General features: G+C 57.3%; 19 protein-coding genes. 10 read left to right on the top strand and 9 right to left on the bottom strand.

Annotation, left to right across the window (positions count from 1 at the left end):
- Window positions 1-54: 54 nt before the first annotated feature.
- Complete coding sequence (locus tag PG871_RS14680; protein WP_270730576.1) at window positions 55-522, bottom strand: c-type cytochrome; 468 nt, start codon at window positions 520-522, stop codon at window positions 55-57.
- Window positions 523-630: 108 nt separating this feature from the next.
- Between PG871_RS14680 and PG871_RS14675 the strand changes: the two genes are divergently transcribed.
- Entirely contained in the window at window positions 631-1,488 is an 858-nt protein-coding gene (locus tag PG871_RS14675; protein WP_270730574.1) for a LysR family transcriptional regulator, read from the top strand.
- Here the strand turns inward: PG871_RS14675 and PG871_RS14670 are convergent.
- Complete coding sequence (locus tag PG871_RS14670; protein WP_270730573.1) at window positions 1,485-1,655, bottom strand: hypothetical protein; 171 nt, start codon at window positions 1,653-1,655, stop codon at window positions 1,485-1,487. The genes PG871_RS14675 and PG871_RS14670 overlap by 4 nt on opposite strands.
- A gap of 14 nt (window positions 1,656-1,669) precedes the next feature.
- Entirely contained in the window at window positions 1,670-2,209 is a 540-nt protein-coding gene (gene hpt / locus PG871_RS14665) for a hypoxanthine phosphoribosyltransferase (protein ID WP_270730572.1), read from the bottom strand.
- Window positions 2,210-2,308: 99 nt separating this feature from the next.
- Here hpt and PG871_RS14660 point away from each other — a divergent pair, with 99 nt between their 5' ends.
- From PG871_RS14660 to PG871_RS14650, 3 genes are all read left to right on the top strand, one after another.
- Window positions 2,309-2,752, top strand: coding sequence for a type II toxin-antitoxin system RatA family toxin (locus tag PG871_RS14660; protein WP_270730570.1), 444 nt, complete (start codon window positions 2,309-2,311; stop codon window positions 2,750-2,752).
- A gap of 17 nt (window positions 2,753-2,769) precedes the next feature.
- Entirely contained in the window at window positions 2,770-4,062 is a 1,293-nt protein-coding gene (locus PG871_RS14655; RefSeq protein WP_270730569.1) for an MmgE/PrpD family protein, read from the top strand.
- 279 nt (window positions 4,063-4,341) lie between these two features.
- Window positions 4,342-5,868, top strand: a complete 1,527-nt coding sequence (locus tag PG871_RS14650) for a DUF1214 domain-containing protein (RefSeq protein WP_270730568.1) — start codon at window positions 4,342-4,344, stop codon at window positions 5,866-5,868.
- A gap of 290 nt (window positions 5,869-6,158) precedes the next feature.
- On the opposite strand, the gene PG871_RS14645 is transcribed toward PG871_RS14650, so the two are convergent.
- From PG871_RS14645 to PG871_RS14630, 4 genes are all read right to left on the bottom strand, one after another.
- Complete coding sequence (locus PG871_RS14645) at window positions 6,159-7,346, bottom strand: ammonium transporter (RefSeq protein ID WP_270730566.1); 1,188 nt, start codon at window positions 7,344-7,346, stop codon at window positions 6,159-6,161.
- Between the two features lie 160 nt (window positions 7,347-7,506).
- Window positions 7,507-7,983: a CinA family protein gene (locus tag PG871_RS14640; RefSeq protein ID WP_270730564.1), complete on the bottom strand. Its 477-nt coding sequence runs from the start codon at window positions 7,981-7,983 to the stop codon at window positions 7,507-7,509.
- A complete protein-coding gene (locus PG871_RS14635; RefSeq protein ID WP_270730562.1) occupies window positions 7,980-8,462 on the bottom strand; it encodes a phosphatidylglycerophosphatase A family protein in 483 nt (160 codons plus the stop codon). The genes PG871_RS14640 and PG871_RS14635 overlap by 4 nt, the downstream gene beginning before the upstream one ends.
- On the bottom strand, window positions 8,459-9,604 hold the full coding sequence (locus tag PG871_RS14630) for a bifunctional 2-C-methyl-D-erythritol 4-phosphate cytidylyltransferase/2-C-methyl-D-erythritol 2,4-cyclodiphosphate synthase (RefSeq protein ID WP_270730561.1): 1,146 nt from the start codon (window positions 9,602-9,604) through the stop codon (window positions 8,459-8,461). The genes PG871_RS14635 and PG871_RS14630 overlap by 4 nt, the downstream gene beginning before the upstream one ends.
- Before the next feature lie 159 nt (window positions 9,605-9,763).
- On the opposite strand from PG871_RS14630, the gene dusB reads away from it, so the two are divergent.
- From dusB to ntrX, 5 genes are all read left to right on the top strand, one after another.
- On the top strand, window positions 9,764-10,774 hold the full coding sequence (dusB, locus tag PG871_RS14625; protein ID WP_270730559.1) for a tRNA dihydrouridine synthase DusB: 1,011 nt from the start codon (window positions 9,764-9,766) through the stop codon (window positions 10,772-10,774).
- Entirely contained in the window at window positions 10,771-11,856 is a 1,086-nt protein-coding gene (locus PG871_RS14620) for a two-component system sensor histidine kinase NtrB (RefSeq protein WP_270730557.1), read from the top strand. Before dusB ends, PG871_RS14620 begins: the two co-directional genes overlap by 4 nt.
- A complete protein-coding gene (locus PG871_RS14615) occupies window positions 11,856-13,220 on the top strand; it encodes a response regulator (protein WP_270730554.1) in 1,365 nt (454 codons plus the stop codon). Before PG871_RS14620 ends, PG871_RS14615 begins: the two co-directional genes overlap by 1 nt.
- A gap of 99 nt (window positions 13,221-13,319) precedes the next feature.
- Window positions 13,320-15,587, top strand: coding sequence for a sensor histidine kinase (locus PG871_RS14610; protein WP_270730553.1), 2,268 nt, complete (start codon window positions 13,320-13,322; stop codon window positions 15,585-15,587).
- Window positions 15,584-17,011 carry a nitrogen assimilation response regulator NtrX gene (ntrX, locus tag PG871_RS14605; RefSeq protein WP_270730551.1) on the top strand — a complete coding sequence of 476 codons (1,428 nt, stop codon included), beginning with the start codon at window positions 15,584-15,586 and terminating at the stop codon, window positions 17,009-17,011. Before PG871_RS14610 ends, ntrX begins: the two co-directional genes overlap by 4 nt.
- A 30-nt stretch (window positions 17,012-17,041) precedes the next feature.
- Here ntrX and PG871_RS14600 read toward each other — a convergent pair whose 3' ends face one another.
- Both PG871_RS14600 and PG871_RS14595 read right to left on the bottom strand, forming a co-directional pair.
- Window positions 17,042-17,473, bottom strand: a complete 432-nt coding sequence (locus PG871_RS14600) for a hypothetical protein (protein WP_270730549.1) — start codon at window positions 17,471-17,473, stop codon at window positions 17,042-17,044.
- A 13-nt stretch (window positions 17,474-17,486) separates the two neighbouring features.
- Window positions 17,487-17,960: a hypothetical protein gene (locus PG871_RS14595; protein WP_270730548.1), complete on the bottom strand. Its 474-nt coding sequence runs from the start codon at window positions 17,958-17,960 to the stop codon at window positions 17,487-17,489.
- 121 nt (window positions 17,961-18,081) lie between these two features.
- On the opposite strand from PG871_RS14595, the gene trkA reads away from it, so the two are divergent.
- A complete protein-coding gene (gene trkA, locus PG871_RS14590) occupies window positions 18,082-19,458 on the top strand; it encodes a Trk system potassium transporter TrkA (protein WP_270730547.1) in 1,377 nt (458 codons plus the stop codon).
- The last annotated feature ends 3 nt before the right edge of the window (window positions 19,459-19,461 follow it).

Genomic DNA, 19,461 nt, shown 5'->3' with positions numbered 1-19,461 from the left:
AAAAAAGACCGACAGCCGAGGGCCGTCGGTCTCATGAATTTCGATTTATTCCGATCAGTTGGCCGGTTCACGATAGGCTTTGTGGCATGCGCCGCACGCGCCACCAACTGCGCCGATGGCACCACGCAGAGCGGCCAGATCGGTGCCTGCTGCGGCTTTCATTGCGGCCGCGGCTTCGCCCAGTGCCATGCCTTTGGCCTGCACATCAGGGTAGTTGGCCCACATGTCAGCCTTGGCGCGGGATTTGTCGTTGGATGCACTGTCAGAGCCCTGTGGCCAAAACGCGCCAGGATGCAGCATGGTGACAGCGGCGAGATTGTCGGCTGCGGCAGAGGCTGCGGCAGCGTCGTAATCCATGTCGCCTTTGGCCATGGCGCCAAGTGTGCCAAGCGAGAAGGCATAAAGCTGCATTTGTGCCTGACGGGCCTTGATGGCGTTGTCGATGTGACCATCGGCAAAAGCGGTAGCACCGACAAGGGTCAAAGCGGCGGTGAGAGTGGTCAGGGCAAAAGTGCGTTTCATAAGGCTACTCCTGAAATGTGGGATGTTGGCTATCACGTCGTCAAAAAAACTCTATCTGTGAACAAATCGAATACCATCTGTAATTTTTGCAGGGTATATATGCGATTTATGCACAGTGAGAATTGGGACGACCTTAGATTTGTATTGGCGGTGGCGGAAAACGGCACCGTGAGTGGCGCAGCGCGGCAGCTGGGAGTTAACCATGCCACCGTTTTGCGCCGCGTGGCGGCTTTTGAGACGCGTTTTGGTGTGGCGGTTTTTGACCGCACAGCAAAGGGTTACACAGTGCGGCCTGAGCGGCTGCGCATGATCGAAGCTGCGCGAGAGGCGGAAAACGCTGTCCAGTCGGTGGCGCGGATGTTGCAAGGTGAGCAAGCGCCGGTGATGGGATCAGTGCGGGTGTCGAGCACGGATTCGTTGTGCCAATTTGTGCTGCCGGAAATCGTCGGCACGCTTCACAAGGACGTGAGCGGGCTGCGGATCGCGCTGATGAGCACCAACGCCCGCAGTGATTTCAGCCGCGCGCAGGCCGACATTGCGGTGCGCCCGACGGATGAACTGGGCGAAGACATGGTGGGTGATGTTGGCGCGCAGCTTGGGTTTGGTGTTTATGCCACGGACGATGGTCAGAAAGACTGGTTGGGTCTGGCAGGGCCGCTGACCCGCTCGTTGGCCGCGCGTTGGATGGCGGAGCGTGTGGCGCCGGAGCAGATTGTCAGCGCGGCGGACAGCTTTGTGGTTTTGACTTATATGGCGGGCATGGGGCTTGGCAGAGCGGTGATCCCCTGTGTGCTGGGTGATGCGGATGCGCGGCTGAAAAGGCTGGATGACGGCGGGCTTCCGTCGGCACCTATCTGGGTAGCCAACCATGTGGATATGGCAGGCGTTAGCCGGATCGAGGCGACCCGACGCTATCTTTTGCAGGGGCTCGATGGGATGAAAGAGCAGCTGTTGGGCGTTGTCTAAGGTGTGATCTTGACGCGCACTTTGGTGGCGTTCATCTCTGGCAATTTGTCATCAAGATTGAAGAGTTTCTCGATGCCGGCAATTGCGAGACAGATGGCAATCACGGAAAACACCAGGATCACCCGCTTTTGCGAGGGCGGGCGGCGCACCCACAGCGCCATTTTCATGAAATGGCGCGGGTTCATTCGGTAAAGCGTACCTTGCCGATGAAGGGCAGGTTGCGGTTGCGTTGGGCAAAGTCGATGCCATAGCCGACCACAAATTCATCCGGAATTGAAAAGCCAATCCAGTCAGCGGCAATGTCGGCTTCGCGGCGGGAGGGTTTGTCCAGCAGCGCGATGGTTTTGATCTTGGCCGGATTTCGCGCAGTCAGAAGGTGCATCACATGGGTCAGTGTGTGGCCGGTGTCGACAATGTCTTCTACGACAAGCACGTCGCGGCCTTCAATCTCGCCGCGCAAGTCCTTGAGAATACGGACTTCCCGGCTGCTTTCCATCGCATTTCCGTAAGAGCTGGCCTCAAGAAAATCGACTTCGACTGGCAGATCGAGTTCGCGCACCAGATCAGCAATGAACACGAAAGAGCCGCGCAAAAGGCCAACAACAACAAGCTTGTCGGTGCCTTCGTATTCGCGTTCGATCTCGGCGCTGAGGTCCTCGATGCGGGCAGCAATCGACTTGGCGGAGATCATTTGATCGATGACATATGGACGCTCTGACATGAGACCCTCTTGATTTACCCGGTGTCGCGCAGCTATGTGCGCGGGCAGGATAGTGCATAGCGACCCTGTTTGGCGCTGTCACGACGAAAATGGGACGACATGCCGACGCACTCTGAAACACGCACGCTGCCATATACCGCGCAGCAAATGTATGACCTCGTGGCGGATGTGGCGGCGTATCCGCAATTTTTGCCATGGTGTTCTGCCGCAAGGATTCGATCGCGGACGCCGCAAGGCGCGGCGGAAGAGATGTTGGCGGATCTGGTGATTTCCTTCAAAGTTTTCCGCGAACGCTTTGGCAGTCGTGTGGTTTTGCATCCGGAGATCAAACACATCGACACCGAATATCTGGACGGGCCGTTCAAATACATGAAGTCGACGTGGGATTTTGCGGATGTGGACGGGGGCGTTGAAGTGAAGTTCTTTGTGGACTTCGAGTTCAAGAACATCATTCTGCAAAAAGCGATTGGTCTGGTGTTTTACGAAGCGATGAACCGGATTGTCGGCGCCTTTGAGACGCGGGCAAAAGCGCTTTACAGCTGAGCACAGGGAGAAAAACCATGATCACCGAGAAACTGGCGGCGTTCGTGGCGGATTTTCCCGCAGAGGCGGTTCCCGAAGACACAAGACACATGTTGCGTTTGTCCATGTTGGACTGGGCGGCGTGCGGCATCGCGGGTGTGCGTGAACCAGTCGCGCAGGCCTGTCACGCCTTGGCCGTTGAAGAAGGCGGCGCCGCGCAGGCCAGCATGTTTGGGGGAGGCCAAGCGCCAGCTCGAACAGCGGCCTTGGTGAATGGCGCAACCAGCCACGCGCTTGATTATGATGACACGCATTTTGCGCACATTGGCCATCCAAGCGTTGCTGTGTTTCCGGCGGCATTGGCCGTCGCGGAGCGTTCCGGCGCAGCAGGAGCAGCTTTGCAACACGCGGCCCTGTTGGGCATAGAGGTCAGTATTCGCGTTGGCGTCTGGCTTGGGCGGGATCATTATCAACACGGGTTTCACCAGACCGGCACAGCAGGGGCGTTTGGCGCGGCTGCGGCCGCGGCGCGGCTGTTGGGGTTTGATGCAGCGCAGGTGGCGGCGACGTTTGGATTGGTGGCCACGCGTGCCAGTGGGCTGAAAGCGCAGTTTGGAACGATGGGCAAACCGTTCAATGCCGGTATTGCAGCGTCAAACGGTGTTGAGGCGGCGTTGTTGGTGGCGCAAGGCATGGCGGGCAATCCGATGGGGCTTGAGGCCGCGCAAGGTTTTGGTCCGACGCATCGCGGAGTTGAAAATTTGGACGCCCTGGACGGGCTTTCGCAGACTTGGTTGATGGACAGCATCAGCCACAAATTTCACGCCTGTTGCCATGGGCTTCACGCCACTTTGGAAGCACTCGGCGGGATGAACAGACCGGCAGCTGCGGATGTCGCGTCGGTCGAAGTCACAACGCATCCGCGCTGGATGAGCGTTTGCAACCAGCCGGCGCCGACCGAGGGGCTGGGCGCGAAATTTTCTTATCGCGTGGTGGTGGCGATGGCTTTGCTGGGGCGCGACACGGCGGCTTTGGCGAGCTATTCTGATGCTCTGTGTGCAGATGCCGAGGTGGTGGCGCTGCGTGATCTGGTGACAGTGGTGGAAGATCCCACGCTGAGCGAGATGCAGGCGCGCGTGCGTGTGACATTGACCGACGGAACCTGTCTGGACGCGTTTCACGATCTGGATGCGCCGGTTTTGCTTGTGGACCGGGAGGACCGGCTGCACTCAAAGGCTGTGGCCTTGGTCGGAGCGGAGCGGCAACAGGCGCTTTGGGAGATGATTTGCACAACTGGGATGCCGACGCAGATCGGAGCCGCGCTGCGCTGATCGCAGAAGAGATGCGCATACATTGGAACGGTATGTCTGCAAACACCGTTTGCAACAGGAGGCCGGACGTTCGCTGCGGTTTGGATATGGGTCCGATATGCGGTACAATCGGGACATTCCTGTCGACCTGATGACTGCCGCCTAGAACCCAATGCCACCATTCATCCAAGCGAAAATGTGTTGCCACTTGGCGATTAGCGCAATTAGCTATGTAAGCAAATGTACGCATTTTAAGGCGCCGAAACGGAATTTTTAGACAAAGTAATAGAGGTTTAGTCCATGAAAACTATTCTCGGTTCAACTGCTCTCGCATTTTGCCTTATGGTCAATGCGTCTTTCGCTGTTACGCCTACAGGCCCGGATTTCAACGATACCGGTGATATTCTGGCGCGCTCTACCGAACATACGGATATCGAGTACGATATTATGGTACAGCGTGCGACCCAGGCCGCAATTTATTACATGTCCGCGGTCGCTCAGGTTGATTTCGCCAAGGCGACGCGGCGCGCCGGTGGTGATTACGACACGGTTCTTTTTGTCACCGAACCCTTCGGTTCAGAAAAAGGTTTTCTAACCGCAAACGACACGACGGCCTATGCGTGGGGAACAATATCCGCCAAGGACGGGCCTATGGTTGTCGAGGTCCCGCCGATGAGCAACAAAGTGGACTACTTCGGGTCTTTCATTTCGGCGTGGCATGTTCCGATGGTTGATGTTGGCTCAAAAGGGGCCGATGAAGGTAAAGGCGGCAAGTACCTGTTCCTTCCGGCCGAGTACGACAACGCTTTGGGCACAGCAGAAGAGCTGGCGGCACAGGGTTACATTATTGTGCCCAATTTCGATACGCACGAAGCTTCCTTTTCGTTCCGCCCAACACTGTTGAACGGCGCGACGCATGCCGAAGCTGGCGAGCATGCCAAAGGCCTTAAGATCTACTCTCTGGAAGAAGCTGTGAGCGGGAATATTGAGCCAACGCATTATCTGGATGCGACGGACCTGCCTTACGATTGTCTGCCGTATTACAACATGACCTTCATCGAAGACATCAACGATGTGGTTCAAGGCAACCCAATCCGTGAGAAAGACCGCGCAATGTACTCAATGCTGCAAAGCATCGGTATCAAGAAAGGCGAGGCGTTTGAACCTACTGAAATCCAGAAGAAAGCCGCGCTTGAAGGTCTGGAGCTTGCCTACGCTTACATGCAGAAGAAGTTCATAACAGAAGGTGAAACCGTTGCGCCGCTGTGGGTTAAGGATGGCGAAAAACTGAGCGAATGGTCGTTCTGGAACTTTGGCCCTCAGGCCGGGTTGGGCTTCCCGTTTGAAGATGGTGACGAAATCCTTATCGACAAACGTGCCGCGTCTTACTTCTATGTCACCTTCCTTCCAAACAAGCTGGGTGGCGCGACGTTCTATTTGACGGGTTTGCGTGATTCAGACGGGAACATGCTGAACGGTGAAGACACATATAAACTCAACGTTCCTGCCGACGTGCCTGCGGAAGATTTCTGGTCGGCGATCGTGTACAACATGGAAACCAAGAACTTTAATCGCGGCGTGGATCGTGTTGGCGCATCGACCAAGGATCTGGACAAGATGGTCAAGAATGACGACGGCTCAGTCGACGTTTTCTATGCGCCAAACTTGGACAACGTGCCGGAAGGGTATGAAGCCAACTGGGTGACGACCGAAAGCGCCACCAACGCCAACGACTGGTTCTTCCTGTTCCGTCTGTATCGCCCAATCGGTGAAGACTGGTTCAAGAATTGGATGTTGGGAGACGTCATAAACATCTCAAATAAATGACAACCAAAGGGCTCCTTCGGGAGTCTCTTATTCAACACTCCCAAGAGACCGGCTGAGACGGTGTAAGTGCAGATTGGTCTATGTAGTGAACGCGCGAAGTCTGCTCCCTGAGCATTGCTGACAAATGTTCAATGTGCAGCGTTCGACACTTTGGGCTCAAAGTTTGCATTCGCCGCACTCGGCCCAATGCTTGCTTCTGGGATTTCTGGGAGCAACTCCAGATGCGAGCATCGCCAAAAAGAAAAGGGGCGACCCGAAGGCCGCCCCAGTTGGAGTGTCGTTCCAGTATCTTATGAGGCGATGTCGTAGGCGCGTTCACCGTGCACCGCGAGATCAAGGCCGTTGACTTCGGTTTCTTCATCCACCCGCAGTGGCGTGATCAGACCAACCAGTTTCACCAGCACGAAAGTCACGACAACAGTGAAGACGCCAACGATGGCGAGGCCGCCAAGTTGGGCAACCCAAGCGCCCTGGCCGAAGACCGCGATCATGAGCGTACCGAAGATGCCGCCGACGCCGTGCACTGCAAAAACGTCGAGCGTATCGTCGATGTTGAATTTGTTGCGTACGAGGTTCACAGCTTCCTGACACAGGATGCCCGCGACGGCACCGATGAGTAGCGCCTCAACCGGGCCGACAAAACCCGACGCAGGTGTGATCGAAGCTAGACCCGCGATGGTACCTGTCACCAAGCCAACCAGTGACGCTTTGCCGTATTTGATGCGTTCCCACAAAGCCCATGTCAGCGACGCGGTGGCCGCGGAAATGTGGGTCACTGTGAGCGCCATGGCTGCGCCGCCATCTGCCGCGAGTTGCGAGCCGCCGTTAAAGCCAAACCAGCCAACCCAAAGCATGGCAGCACCAATCATCACCATCCAAGGCGCGTGCGGCGGCGTTGTGCGGTGTTTGCGCGCGCCGAGCATTACAGCCAGCACCAGCGCAGCAAGACCTGCGGTTTCGTGCACCACAATGCCACCGGCAAAGTCACGTACACCGATTTCGCCAAAGATGCCGCCGTCGGCCATCATGCCGCCGCCCCAGATCCAGTGCACAACCGGTGCATAACACAGGAGCATCCAGAGGCCGGAGAACAGCAGGACAAAGCCAAAGCCGATCCGTTCAACATATGCCCCGACAATCAAGGCTGGCGTGATGATCGCGAAGGTCATCTGGAACGCAAAGAACAGCACTTCGGGCAGGGTGCCCGACAGGCTGTCAGCAGTGACGCCAGACAGGAACATTTTGCCAAGGCCACCCCAGACAGAGGTCGCGCCGCCGTCATTGCCGAAAGCGATGGAGTAGCCGAATGCCAGCCAGAGCACACTCATCAAGCAGGCGATGGCGTAGGTTTGCATAAAGACGCTGAGTACGTTTCTTGCCCGTACGAGGCCGCCGTAAAACAGTGCCAGCCCCGGCAGTGTCATGAACAGGACCAAGGCTGTCGCCACGATGATCCATGCGGTGTCCGCTCCGTTCATATTTATTCCCTCTTATCCCGTAAGTGATGGTTTTTCAGCCAAAGAGCCGAAAAGCTGCACAGAACAAAGGCGCAAGTGAAAGCAGGACGCCTCAAACGTGGGCGTTTTGCAATGTGATTAAAAAATGGGCGTGATTGGGGGTGTGGTGACTATTTAGGCATCATTTTGCGGAGGCGGCTCTTTGCAGCAGGTCGAGTGCGTGATTCCGCGCGGCGGTGCGCACCTGAGCACGGCCCATGGCGCCAAATTCGATGGTTTCAGTTTGACAGCCGTTGCGAAGAGCAATCCCGAAGCAAACACGTCCTTCGGGTTTGAACTCTGATCCGCCGGGGCCAGCGATGCCGGTGATCGACACCGCCAGTTGGGCGTCGGAATTTACCAGCGCCCCAAGGGCCATTTCGCGAGCAACTTCCTCGGACACTGCGCCAACGGCGGCGAGGGTGGCCTCTCTCACGCCGAGCATTTCGGTTTTGGCAAGGTTGGTGTAGGTGACAAACCCGCGCTCAAACACATCGGAGCTTCCAGCAACATCTGTCAGTGCAGCTGCGACCATTCCAGCGGTGCAGCTTTCGGCGGTTGCGACGCGCAGGTTGGCGGCGCGGCAGGCCTGCAGAAGTTCGGCCACATCAACCGTCACATCAGCACCACATGATAAATCGCGGCGGCAACAAGCGTGGCGAGGCCCGCAAAGACACCTGCCAAAATGTCGTCCAGCATGACGCCGACATAGTCGTGCCGCCGATCGGCCCGGCCCACCAGCCAGGGCTTGCGGATGTCAAACAGGCGAAAGAACAGAAAGGCCGCAATCGGGCCGGGCCAGACCATCGACATATCGCGCATGCCAAAGGCAATCGCCGGAAAGAGCAGAGCGATCCACATGCCGGCAACCTCATCGATTACGATCTCAGACGGGTCCTCGCTGGGACGATCGGCGAGGTCGCGTTGACAAGCCCAGAACCCAAGGATGACCGCGAGGACTGTCAGAACAACCAGTAGCCAGAGACCAACATAGCGTTCCGCTGCCCAACCAATCAGAAGGGCGGCGAGAGACCCCCACGTGCCGGGCGCGGCGGGCAGGTGGCCGACGCCGAAAAAGGTTGTGATCATCTTGCTCATTTTGTCACCAGTGTTGCGGTTGCTATTGCGGCAATGCCTTCTTCGCGGCCGGTAAAGCCAAGTGTTTCGCTGGTTGTAGCTTTGATGGAAACACGATTTTCGTCGAGCCCCATGATGTTGGCCATACGCGCAATCATCGCAGGCGCGTGGGGGCCGATTTTTGGACGCTCACAAATCAGAGTGCAGTCGATATTGGCAATTTTGAAGCCCATATCGGAAGCCAATTGCACAGCATGCTCGAGGAAAATCCGGCTGTCAGCGCCTTTCCATTTCATATCGCTTGGCGGGAAGTGACGGCCGATATCACCCTGCGCCAATGCGCCGTAAATGGCGTCTGTGACGGCGTGCATTCCGACGTCGGCATCGCTGTGCCCCTTGAGAGCCTTGTTGTGCGGAATGCGTGCGCCACACAGAATGACGTGGTCGCCGTCTTCAAACGCGTGCACGTCAAAACCATTGCCCAATCGAATGTCCATAGTGCCTCTCAGGTGTTGTTCCAGCCGGCCAAAATCGTCTGCTGTGGTGATTTTCATATTGGTTTCAAGGCCTTCGGTGATGGCCACGTTTATCCCTGCGGCGCGGGCGATTTCCACGTCATCGGCGGCACCCCCGTCATGAGCGCGGTGCGCTTTGAGAATTGATGCGAACTCAAAGCCTTGCGGGGTCTGCGCGCGAAACAGACCTTCTCGGTTTTGCGTGCCGGAGACGGCGCCATTGTTGCCGTGCCACAAGGCGTCGGTGACAGGGAGGGCAGGCGCCGCGCCTGTCGCGCCGTTTTGCAGCGCGGTGATCACCGCAGTGATGGTGTCCGGATCGATTCCGGCGCGTGCCACGTCGTGAATTAGAACGTGTGTTGTGTCGCTCTGCGCTAGCGCCTCCAACCCGTTGTGTACCGAAGCATCGCGCGTCGCGCCGCCCGAGACATGTTTGCCCGGCAAGGATTTGGCAAGCGCGCGGTCGTCAGGGTGCAGAACCAGCACAATCTCGTCGATATCCGGGTGGGTCTCAAAGGCCGCCAAAGTCCAGTCGATCACGCGTTTTCCTGCCAGAGGGCGCCACTGTTTGGGGGCACCAGGTCCGGCGCGGGTTCCGCGTCCTGCAGCAACAATCACTGCCGCCGTTTTTTGAAGAGGCTTGGTCATGAACTCTGTCTAAATCCTGCAACGCCGAGAGGCAATCGACCCCATGTGTGTGATTAAAAATTAGGCAAATGCGTAAATCTGTAACTTTTTGCGCGACATATTCATTGAGGGCATGTTGAGACTCAGATAGCTAGACCTCAATGCACAAGGATTAAGCAAGTGACCGTTCAAGTCGCACACCTGACTTTAGACCCGCCGGTCTTTCTGGCGCCGCTCGCGGGCATCACGGATCGCCCGTTCCGCGATTTGGTGTCGCGGTTTGGCGCAGGTCTTGTGGTGAGCGAGATGGTCGCAAGTCAGGAAATGGTCCAAGCGAAGCCCGGCGTGCGGGAGCGAGCCGAGCTTGGATTTGGTGAGGCGACCACATCGGTGCAGTTGGCCGGACGCGAAGCCCACTGGATGGCCGAAGCCGCGCGGCAGGTTGAGGCCAGTGGTGCGACGCTGATTGACATCAACATGGGCTGTCCGGCGAAGAAGGTGACCAGTGCCAGCGGTGCCGGGGCCAGCGGGTCGGCTTTGATGAAAGATCTCGACCATGCGCTGACGTTGATTGAAGCGGTTGTGGATGCGGTGGACATTCCGGTGACGCTGAAAACCCGATTGGGATGGGACGACGACATGCTGAACGCGCCTGAGCTCGCAAGGCGAGCAGAGGATGCCGGCGTTCAAATGATCACCATTCACGGACGCACACGGTGCCAGTTTTATAAAGGTCACGCCGACTGGGCCGCGATTGCCGCCGTCAAGGATGTGGTGACGGTTCCTGTGATCGCAAACGGGGACATCACCGATAGCGCGAAGGCGCGTACTGCAATCGAGGCGTCGGGTGCGGATGGCGTGATGGTGGGGCGCGGGGCGCAGGGCAAGCCGTGGCTGTTGGCGCAAATCGCGGCAGAGCTGTTTGGCGCGCCTGCGCCAGAAGTGCCAACCGGCGCGGCGCTTTGTGAGGTGGTGCAGGGGCACTATGAGGCGATGTTGTCGTTTTATGGCGCCGAGTTGGGGCTTCGGGTGGCACGCAAACATCTGGGCTGGTTCATGGACGGCGTCGGCACGGGAACTGTTTTGCGTCGGCAGGTATTGACCAGTCGCGACGCAGCAGAGGTGCTGGCATTTTTGCCGGATGCGCTTGCTGATCAAAGCAATAACAATACCAAAGAAGAGGCCGCATGAGCACCGACACCCCGATATGGAATTCAATGCCGGTCCCTGCGTTGCTGGTGGATCGTGACGACAATATCCTGAACCTCAATCCGGCAGCCGAGACGTTTCTGAACGCATCCACGAAAGCGATGGCGGGGCAGCCGATCTGGGACAAGGTTATGATTGACGCGCCGCTGGAGGATGCGTTTCGCCGTGCGCGTGCGCATGGCACGCCTTTGTTTGTGAATGATGCGGACGTTGGCACCGGCGAGGGGCCGCCCGTGCAATGCAATCTGCAGATCGCTCCGGTGACGGAATCCGACGGCGAAATGCTGTTTATGATTTCTTCCCGCGAATTGGCCGGGCGGCTGACCCGAAGCCATGGCGTGAAGTCTTCTGCAAAATCGGCAATTGGCATGGCGGAAATGCTGGCACATGAGATCAAGAATCCTCTGGCAGGCATCACCGGTGCCGCGCAGTTACTGTCCATGAACCTCAGCCAGGAAGACCTCGAACTGACGGATCTGATTGTCGAGGAAAGCCGCCGGATTGTGAAGCTGCTCGAACAGGTCGAGCAATTCGGAAATCTGTCTCTTCCTGCGCAGAAGCCCGTCAATATTCACGACGTTCTGGATCGTGCGCGGCGGTCTGCATTGTTGGGTTTTGGTGCCCATATGGCCATCATAGAGGACTACGATCCGTCGCTGCCACCGGCAGCAGGCGATGCCGATCAGTTGGTTCAGGTGGTGTTGAATCTGTTGAAGAACGCCTCGGAAGCCGCTGACAAAAAAGGCGTAATCAGGATCAAGACCTACTATGAGCACAGTTTTCGCCTGCGGCGGGCGGACGGCGGTGGCCGTCTGTTGCCCCTGCAAGTCGAGATCATCGATGACGGGCCGGGTTTGCCGCAGGACATTCAGGGAGATATCTTTGATCCCTTTGTGTCGGGGCGGGAAAACGGCACCGGATTGGGGTTGGCGTTGGTCAGCAAAATCATCTCGGACCACGGCGGCATGATCTCTGTGGACAGCGTGCCTGGGCGCACGGTTTTCAAACTATCTTTGCCGCGCGCAGGCAAAGACGTAATAGCACAATATGAGGGGAGCCACTGATGGATGGCACGGTTCTGGTTGCGGATGATGACCGCACGATCCGCACGGTTTTAACGCAAGCGTTGACGCGGGCGGGGTGCAAAGTGCACGCGACATCGTCGTTGACCACCCTGATGCGCTGGGTCGCTGAGGGCAAAGGCGACGTGGTGATTACGGATGTGGTCATGCCGGATGGCAATGGCCTTGAGATGCTGCCTAAGATTGCCGAGGACCGCCCCGGTTTGCCGGTGATTGTGATTTCGGCACAAAACACGATCATGACTGCGATTCAAGCGGCCGAAGCGGAGGCATATGACTATTTGCCCAAGCCGTTTGATCTGCCGGATTTGATGAAGCGCACAGGCAAGGCGTTAGAATTGAAACGACGCGCGCCAGCAGAACCGCAGGGCGAAAAAGAACGCCCGGACGAGTTGCCGCTGGTGGGTCGTACCCCTGCGATGCAGGCCCTTTACCGGCTTGTGGCGCGGGTGATGAATACGGATCTTCCGGTGCTGATCTCCGGTGAAAGCGGAACCGGTAAATCATTGATTGCTCGTGAAATTCATGACTTTTCGGATCGCCGATCATTGCCATTTGTGGTCGCAAACGCATCTGAACTCGTGGACCTTGAAGGGCCGGCACGGGTGTTGGCCAAAGCCAAGGGCGGCACCATTCTGATTGATGAAATCGGTGACATCGACGACGACATTCAGGCGCGGATTGTGCGCATGATTGACGCTCCGGGTGAACAAAACCCGAGGTTCATGGCAACCAGCCAAATTGACCTGCAGCAGGCGATGGAAAAGGGCAGTGTGCGGCAGGATCTGTATTATCGCTTGAATGGTGCAACTGTGCACGTGCCGAGCCTGCGCGAAAGGGTGGATGACATTCCGTTGCTGGTGACCCATTTCCTGAATCGCGCGGAGCGAGATGGTGCGCCGATGCGGATGTTCTCGGAAGATGCGATTGAGATGTTCAGAGCCTACAGTTGGCCGGGCAATGTGCGTCAACTGGAGAATGCGGTTCGGCGTTTGGTTCTTACTGCGCAAAGTGAAGAAATTTCGCGCACCGAGGCCGAAATGGTGTTGGGCGCGCAGCCTCAGGTGGGTCCGCTCTTGGGGGGGGAAGACACTGAAAAGCTGTCTGCGTCTGTCGCGCGGCATCTGCGTCGTTATTTTGACTTGCACGGCAATATGTTGCCGCCCGCCGGGCTGTATGGGCGCATATTGCGCGAGATTGAACTGCCGTTGATCGAGATTGCATTGGATGCCACTGGTGGAAATCAGGCGAAATGTGCCGATTTGCTTGGCATCAACCGAAATACGTTGCGGAAAAAGATCACCGATCTGGATATTCACGTGACACGCAGACGCAAGTTGATGTAAATAGGCCACATAACCGTGACGTTTTGGCCGCAGGTCATTGATCACACATAATATGGCGGTGTGTCGCGATGTCGACACTATATCAGTTGAGGTCGTCGGGTGTTTAGCCGGACAGAAACCACGCGATGGGCTAGATTTCAGCGTTTGCGGCGCCTTAGGCGTGTCCAGAATGTCGCAACGTTGGGGTTGGTTGTGCTTGGGCCAGCTCTGGCTCTGAGCACGTTTTTAGCGATGGGCCCATTTGCATTGGGCGCCACGTCCGGCGCCTTGCGCTCCATTTTGTTGGCCGATTTGGTTTACGTGCTGGTTGTGGCGGCGTTGGTGTTGCGCCGCGTGGCCAGCGTAATCTCGTCACGACGGGCAAAATCGGCGGGGTCGCGGTTGCACCTGCGTCTCACCGGCGCGTTTGCGGTACTGGCTCTGGTGCCGGCTGTGACCGTGGCGGTTTTTGCTGGTCTCACGGTAAACATCGGCCTTGAGGGTTGGTTCAGCGATCGCGTACGACAGGTGATCGGCAATTCCGTGGCCGCCGCGCAGGCTTATGAAGCGGAACATGTGATCGACCTTGAAGCGGACGCGCAAGCGTTGGGTGAATTTCTGGACGAGAACCGCCGGCGCACATTTGTGATGGATGAGGGTGACCTGAGAGTTGTGCTGACCAACGGTCAGAGCCAGATTCAGCGTGGTTTGAGCGAGGCGTATGTCATCGATGGAACCGGTGAAATTCGCGCCCGCGGAGAGCGGTCCTATTTGTTTGGCTACGATGAACCGGATCGTGAAACGTTTCAGGCGGCGACCAATACCGGGCTGAAAATCGTGCGTGATCTGGAAAACGGAGAGTTGCGGGCCTTGGTGCGTCTTGATGCCTTTACTGATCTGTTTTTGTATGTGAGCCGTGAAGTAGATGCCGAGATATTTCATCTGCTGGACGAAACGCGTGAAACCGCGAAGCTTTATGAGCAATTGGAGAGTGAACGGGGGCGGGTTCTGTTCGAATTTGGCCTGATTTATATCGGCTTTGCGTTGATCCTGATTTTGGCCGCGATCTGGATGGGCATGTGGTTTGCCGAACGCCTGTCGCGCCCTGTTGGCCGTTTGACCGGTGCGGCCCAGCGGGTCGGGGCAGGGGATCTTGACGTTCAGGTTCTGGAAGAAGATGGCGACGACGAGATCGCGATGTTGGGCCGGTATTTCAACCAGATGACCAAACAGTTGAAGGCGCAGCGCGAGACGCTTTTGGACAACAATCGCCAGATCGAACGCCGGCGGCGCATGTTTGACAGCGTATTGAGCTCTGTAACGTCTGGGGTTGTGGGGCTGGATGGCGAGGGGCGCGTCGCGTTTGTGAACCGATCGGCGCAGCGGTTGCTGGAGTGGTCCGATGATCAACAGGACGTGGCGCTGGCGGTTGCGGTCCCTGAATTTGGCGCCTTGTTGCAAGAGCTTAAAGGCGGCGGACGAGAAGTTGCGCAGCAGGAGATCAAGGTCACCCGCAGTGGTCGGTTGGAAAATCTTTTGGTGCGGATGGCCACCCGCCGCCGTGATGACGGCTCGCTGGAAGGGTATGTTGTGGCCTTTGAAGATGTCACTGACCTGGTGTCTGCTCAGCGTATGGCCGCTTGGGGTGATGTTGCCCGCCGCATCGCGCATGAAATCAAAAACCCGCTGACGCCCATTCAGCTGAGCGCGGAACGCATCAAACGCAAGTTCGCCTCGCAAGTCGGAGAAGATCGCGCCTCGTTGGAGCAAATGACCGATGTTATTGTGCGCCAGACCAACGATCTGCGTCGCATCGTGGATGAGTTTTCCAAATTCGCGCGGATGCCGGAGCCGGATCGCAAAGACGTCGATTTGACGGAACTGGTGCAGGGCGTGCTGCTGCTTCAGGAGGCAGGTCAACCTGACGTGACCTTCCGCAATGACATTCCAGATGAGGCCGTGATCGCGGAACTGGATGGCACCATGATCACGCAAGCCCTGACGAACTTGATCAAGAATGCGGGCGAAGCCATTGAAAGCTTGCAGGAAAAAGATCCTGACGCGGTGGCGGTTCCCGAGGTTCGGGTGGCATTTTCGGTGCAAAAGGACGAAGCAGTGATCACGATTGCTGACAACGGAATTGGGTTGCCGGCAGATCGGGCGCGGTTGTTTGAGCCTTATGTCACAACGCGGGACAAAGGCACGGGCCTTGGCCTGCCGATTGTGAAGAAGATCATCGAAGAGCATGGCGGTCAGCTTGAATTGCTGGATGCGCCGGTGTTTGAACAGAATTCCCGCGCTGGCGCGATGGCGAGGATCACATTGCCCGTCCGCAAAGCTGGATCAAATGCGGGGAATGACAAGAAGAAAGGTGAGGTGGCAGTATGAGTGACATTCTGATTGTGGACGACGAACGCGATATTCGCGAGTTGATTTCCGACATTTTGGAAGATGAGGGTTTTGCGACGCGGAAGGCCGGAAATTCGGACGACGCGATGAAAGCCGTGAACGATTTGCAGCCCGCGCTGATGATCCTCGATATTTGGCTCAAGGACAGCAACATGGATGGCATTGACATCCTGAAAGCGGTCAAGCACGACTATCCCGAGGTGCCGGTGGTGATCATTTCGGGACACGGCAATATTGAGATTGCGGTCGCCGCGATCAAGCAAGGCGCCTATGACTTTATCGAGAAACCGTTCAACATCGACCAGCTGATGGTGGTCATCCGGCGCGCGATGGAAACAAGCCGCCTGCGTCGCGAGAACACAGAGCTGAAACGTCAGGATGGAACGCCAGCCGATCTGGTTGGCGAGAGCGCCGCGTTTAAGGCGATGGTCAGTCAATTGGACAAGGTCACACGCTCAAACGGTCGGGTGATGCTGACGGGGCCTGCGGGCGGTGGCAAGGATGTGGCTGCGCGCTATATCCACACCAATTCCAACCGCGCGGCGGCACCGTTTGTCACGGTCAACTGTGCGGGGATGGATCCGGATCGGGTGGAAGACATGCTGTTTGGTCGCGAAAGCGCTGAGCGTGGTGTTGAGCCCGGGCTGCTGGAGCAAGCAAATGGCGGCATCATCTATTTTGATGAAGTGTCTGATATGCCGCTTGCCGCGCAGTCAAAAATTCTGCGCGTGTTGGTGGACCAGCAATTTCAACGGGTTGGCGGATCCGAAAAGGTCAAAGTCGACTTGCGGGTGATTTCGTCAACAAACAAGGATTTGCAGGTGGAAATTGACGCGGGAACGTTCCGGCAGGAGCTGTTTCACAGGCTGAATGTTGTGCCGATTGCGGTGCCGTCGCTTGAAGAGCGACGCGAGGACATTCCGTCTTTGGTGTCGCATTTTATTGCAAGTTTTCACGAGCAACAGGGGCTGCCTTTGCGGGACCTGAGCGACGATGCGATTGCGTTGATGCAAACCATGGTTTGGCCGGGGAACGTGCGACAGCTAAAGAACCTGATCGAACGGGTTCTGATTTTGGGCGACTCCGGTGGTGCAATTGAAGCCGGTGAATTGCCGGATGAAGGCGGAGCAAGTGAAGAAGAGGGCCGTGTCGTGCTCTCAGGCGCTTTGGCGACTTTGCCGCTGCGTGAGGCACGTGAGGCGTTTGAACGCGAGTACCTGTTGACGCAAATCAACCGTTTTGGCGGCAACATCAGCCGCACTGCCAGTTTCGTCGGTATGGAGCGCAGCGCGTTGCACCGCAAACTTAAATCACTGGGTGTGGTCACCTCAAATAAGGCAGGCGCTCGGGTTGCGCGGGTGTCTGACGATGAAAGCGACGAGGAGTCGCGCCAAGCAGGCTGACGGTTGGTCAGGCCAACCTGGCGCGGTTGGTTAGAGTGGTTTGCTGAGGTCGATCAACACGCGACCGCTGTCGGTGCGCAGGCCACAGATGTTGGCATTTAGGGGCGGCAAGGTTGTGATCGGCGCAAATGAGCGGCCCGCCGTTTGCTCTTCTTTGCAAAACGGGATTGTGGTCCATTCGTAGCCACCGGCAATCATACAGCTGCGCGCGCCCTCACGGCGGCGGGCTTCGTTGATGTCATATTGCTCAACACGGTGGCTGATAATGTTGCCATCGCTGTTATAGATAGGCACCCAATCGGTCACAATTCGTGGCGGGTACCGTGCAGCGGCGTCAGAATTGCAGGCGCCTTGGTCAATGTTGAGTTGCGTGCGGGTCACCCCCGGTTTGTACATCTGGCGAAAGTCCGTGCAGCCAGCGACAAACGTCAGCATCAAGCAGATAAAGGCGATCCGTTTCATGGCGGCGGTCCTTTTAAAGCGGTTTGTTGAGATCAATCAAAGCTGTGGTGCGGTTTTCGGTCCGCACCGCGCAGATGTTGGCAGACCCGCCGGACGGGGGCTTTGTCACGGTCTGATATTGACGCCCGCCAAGTTGCGCCGTGGTGCAGATCGGATGCACCACCTGTCGATAGCCCTTAAGGGTCATGCAATCACTGAGGTGTTGCGCGCGCAACGGGGCATTGGCGTCGCTGGCCCGAACGTAGCTACCGCCGAAGCCGCCGCCATATCCCCCGGAGTAAATGCTGCCATAGCCGCCGAAACCCGGGGTGGATTCGGTGAACACTGCCGCGGGAAACAGGACGTTGGCCTCTTGCCGGCACTGCGCAAAGGTGCGCGTTGTGGTGTCGCCGGACGCGCCGGATTTTGAGTAGCTGACATAAGACGTTGGCGCGCAGGCGCCAAGGGCCACTCCTAAAACCAAAACCGCGCTGATAGATCTCAGCATACTGGAACCCCCTGATAACACTCTAAAAGAAAGCCTGAACCACGCGTAAAGGTCAATGGTAGTGTTTGACGCGGCTGGTGGCATCTGTCATCTCTTGACGCAAAGCCGACGGGGAAAACTCATGAAGGTCATAATCTGTGGGGCCGGGCAGGTCGGGTGGCAGATCGCGCGCCATTTGTCAGGTGAAAACAATGATGTGACGGTGGTGGACAGCAACCCCGAGTTGGTGCGTCGCGCCACCGATACGCTTGATGTGCAAGGCATCGCCGGTTTTGCAAGTTATCCTGAAATTCTGGATCGGGCAGGGGCACGGGATGCCGACATGGTGATCGCGGCCACCTATTCGGACGAGGTGAATATGGTCACCTGTCAGGTCGCGCATTCGGTTTTTGAAGTGCCGCGCAAGATTGCGCGACTGCGCAGCAGGTCATATTTGAATGTGGTGTATTCGGACCTTTACCGGCGCGAACACATGCCAATTGACGTGGTGATTTCGCCGGAACTCGAGGTGGCGGAAGCGGCGCTGAAGCGGTTTAGCGCACCTCGGGCGTTTGACACAGAGATGTTTTTCAATGGCAAAGTGCAGATGCTTGGCATTCGGCTTGAGGAAGACTGTCCAGTCGTGAACACGCCGCTGCGCCAACTGACAGACCTGTTTTCTACACTTCGCGCCGTGGTCGTCGGTGTGCGACGGCACGGTCGCCTGTTTGCGCCGGAGCCTGGCGATCAGCTTTTTGTCGGCGATGAGATATACGTCTTTACCTTTGCCGAGGATGTGGCGCGCACGATGGAGGTCTTTGGCAAGACCCAGAAAAAGCAGGATCGCGCGATTATTATCGGCGGTGGCAATGTGGGCCTGATGGTGGCGCAGCGTCTGGAAAGCCAGGTCAATCGCGTGCGTACCAAGGTGATTGAGCGCAATCGCGCGACGGCAGAGAATGCCGCAGAGAAGCTCGAGCGCACGATTGTTTTGAATGGCGACGGATTGGACGGGGCCTTGTTGGCGGAGGCTGGCGTGGAACGCGCTGATGCGGTTTTGGCGGTGACTGATGACGACAAAACCAACATGTTGGCCTCGGTGCGTGCAAAATCAGCGGGGTGCCCACTGGCGATTGCATTGATCAACGACCCGACACTGACACCCCTCATGCAGCCTTTGGATATTGATGCTTTCATCAACCCGCGTGCGACCACGGTGAGTTCTATTCTGCGCCACATCCGGCACGGTCGGGTAAAATCGGTCTATTCGGTTGGGGATGCGGAGGCCGAGATCATCGAGGCGGAGGTTCTGTCCACGTCGCCCATCGCGGGGCAGTTGCTGCGCGACATTGATTTTCCCGAAGGCGTTTTGATTGGCGCAATCCTCAAAGGCAAAGAGGTGCACAAGCCACGTGGCGGCATACGCATTGACGAGGGCGACGTGATCGCACTGTTCAGTCTTGCGGCAGATGTTCCTGAAGTTGAGCGGCTCCTTCAGGTGTCGATCGACTTCTTCTGATGT

It is taken from the genome of Shimia sp. Alg240-R146, from assembly GCF_947331465.1.
Classification (GTDB): domain Bacteria; phylum Pseudomonadota; class Alphaproteobacteria; order Rhodobacterales; family Rhodobacteraceae; genus Shimia.
The sequence above is the reverse complement of the archived record's forward strand: the minus strand, read 5'-3'. Positions and strand labels throughout refer to the sequence as shown.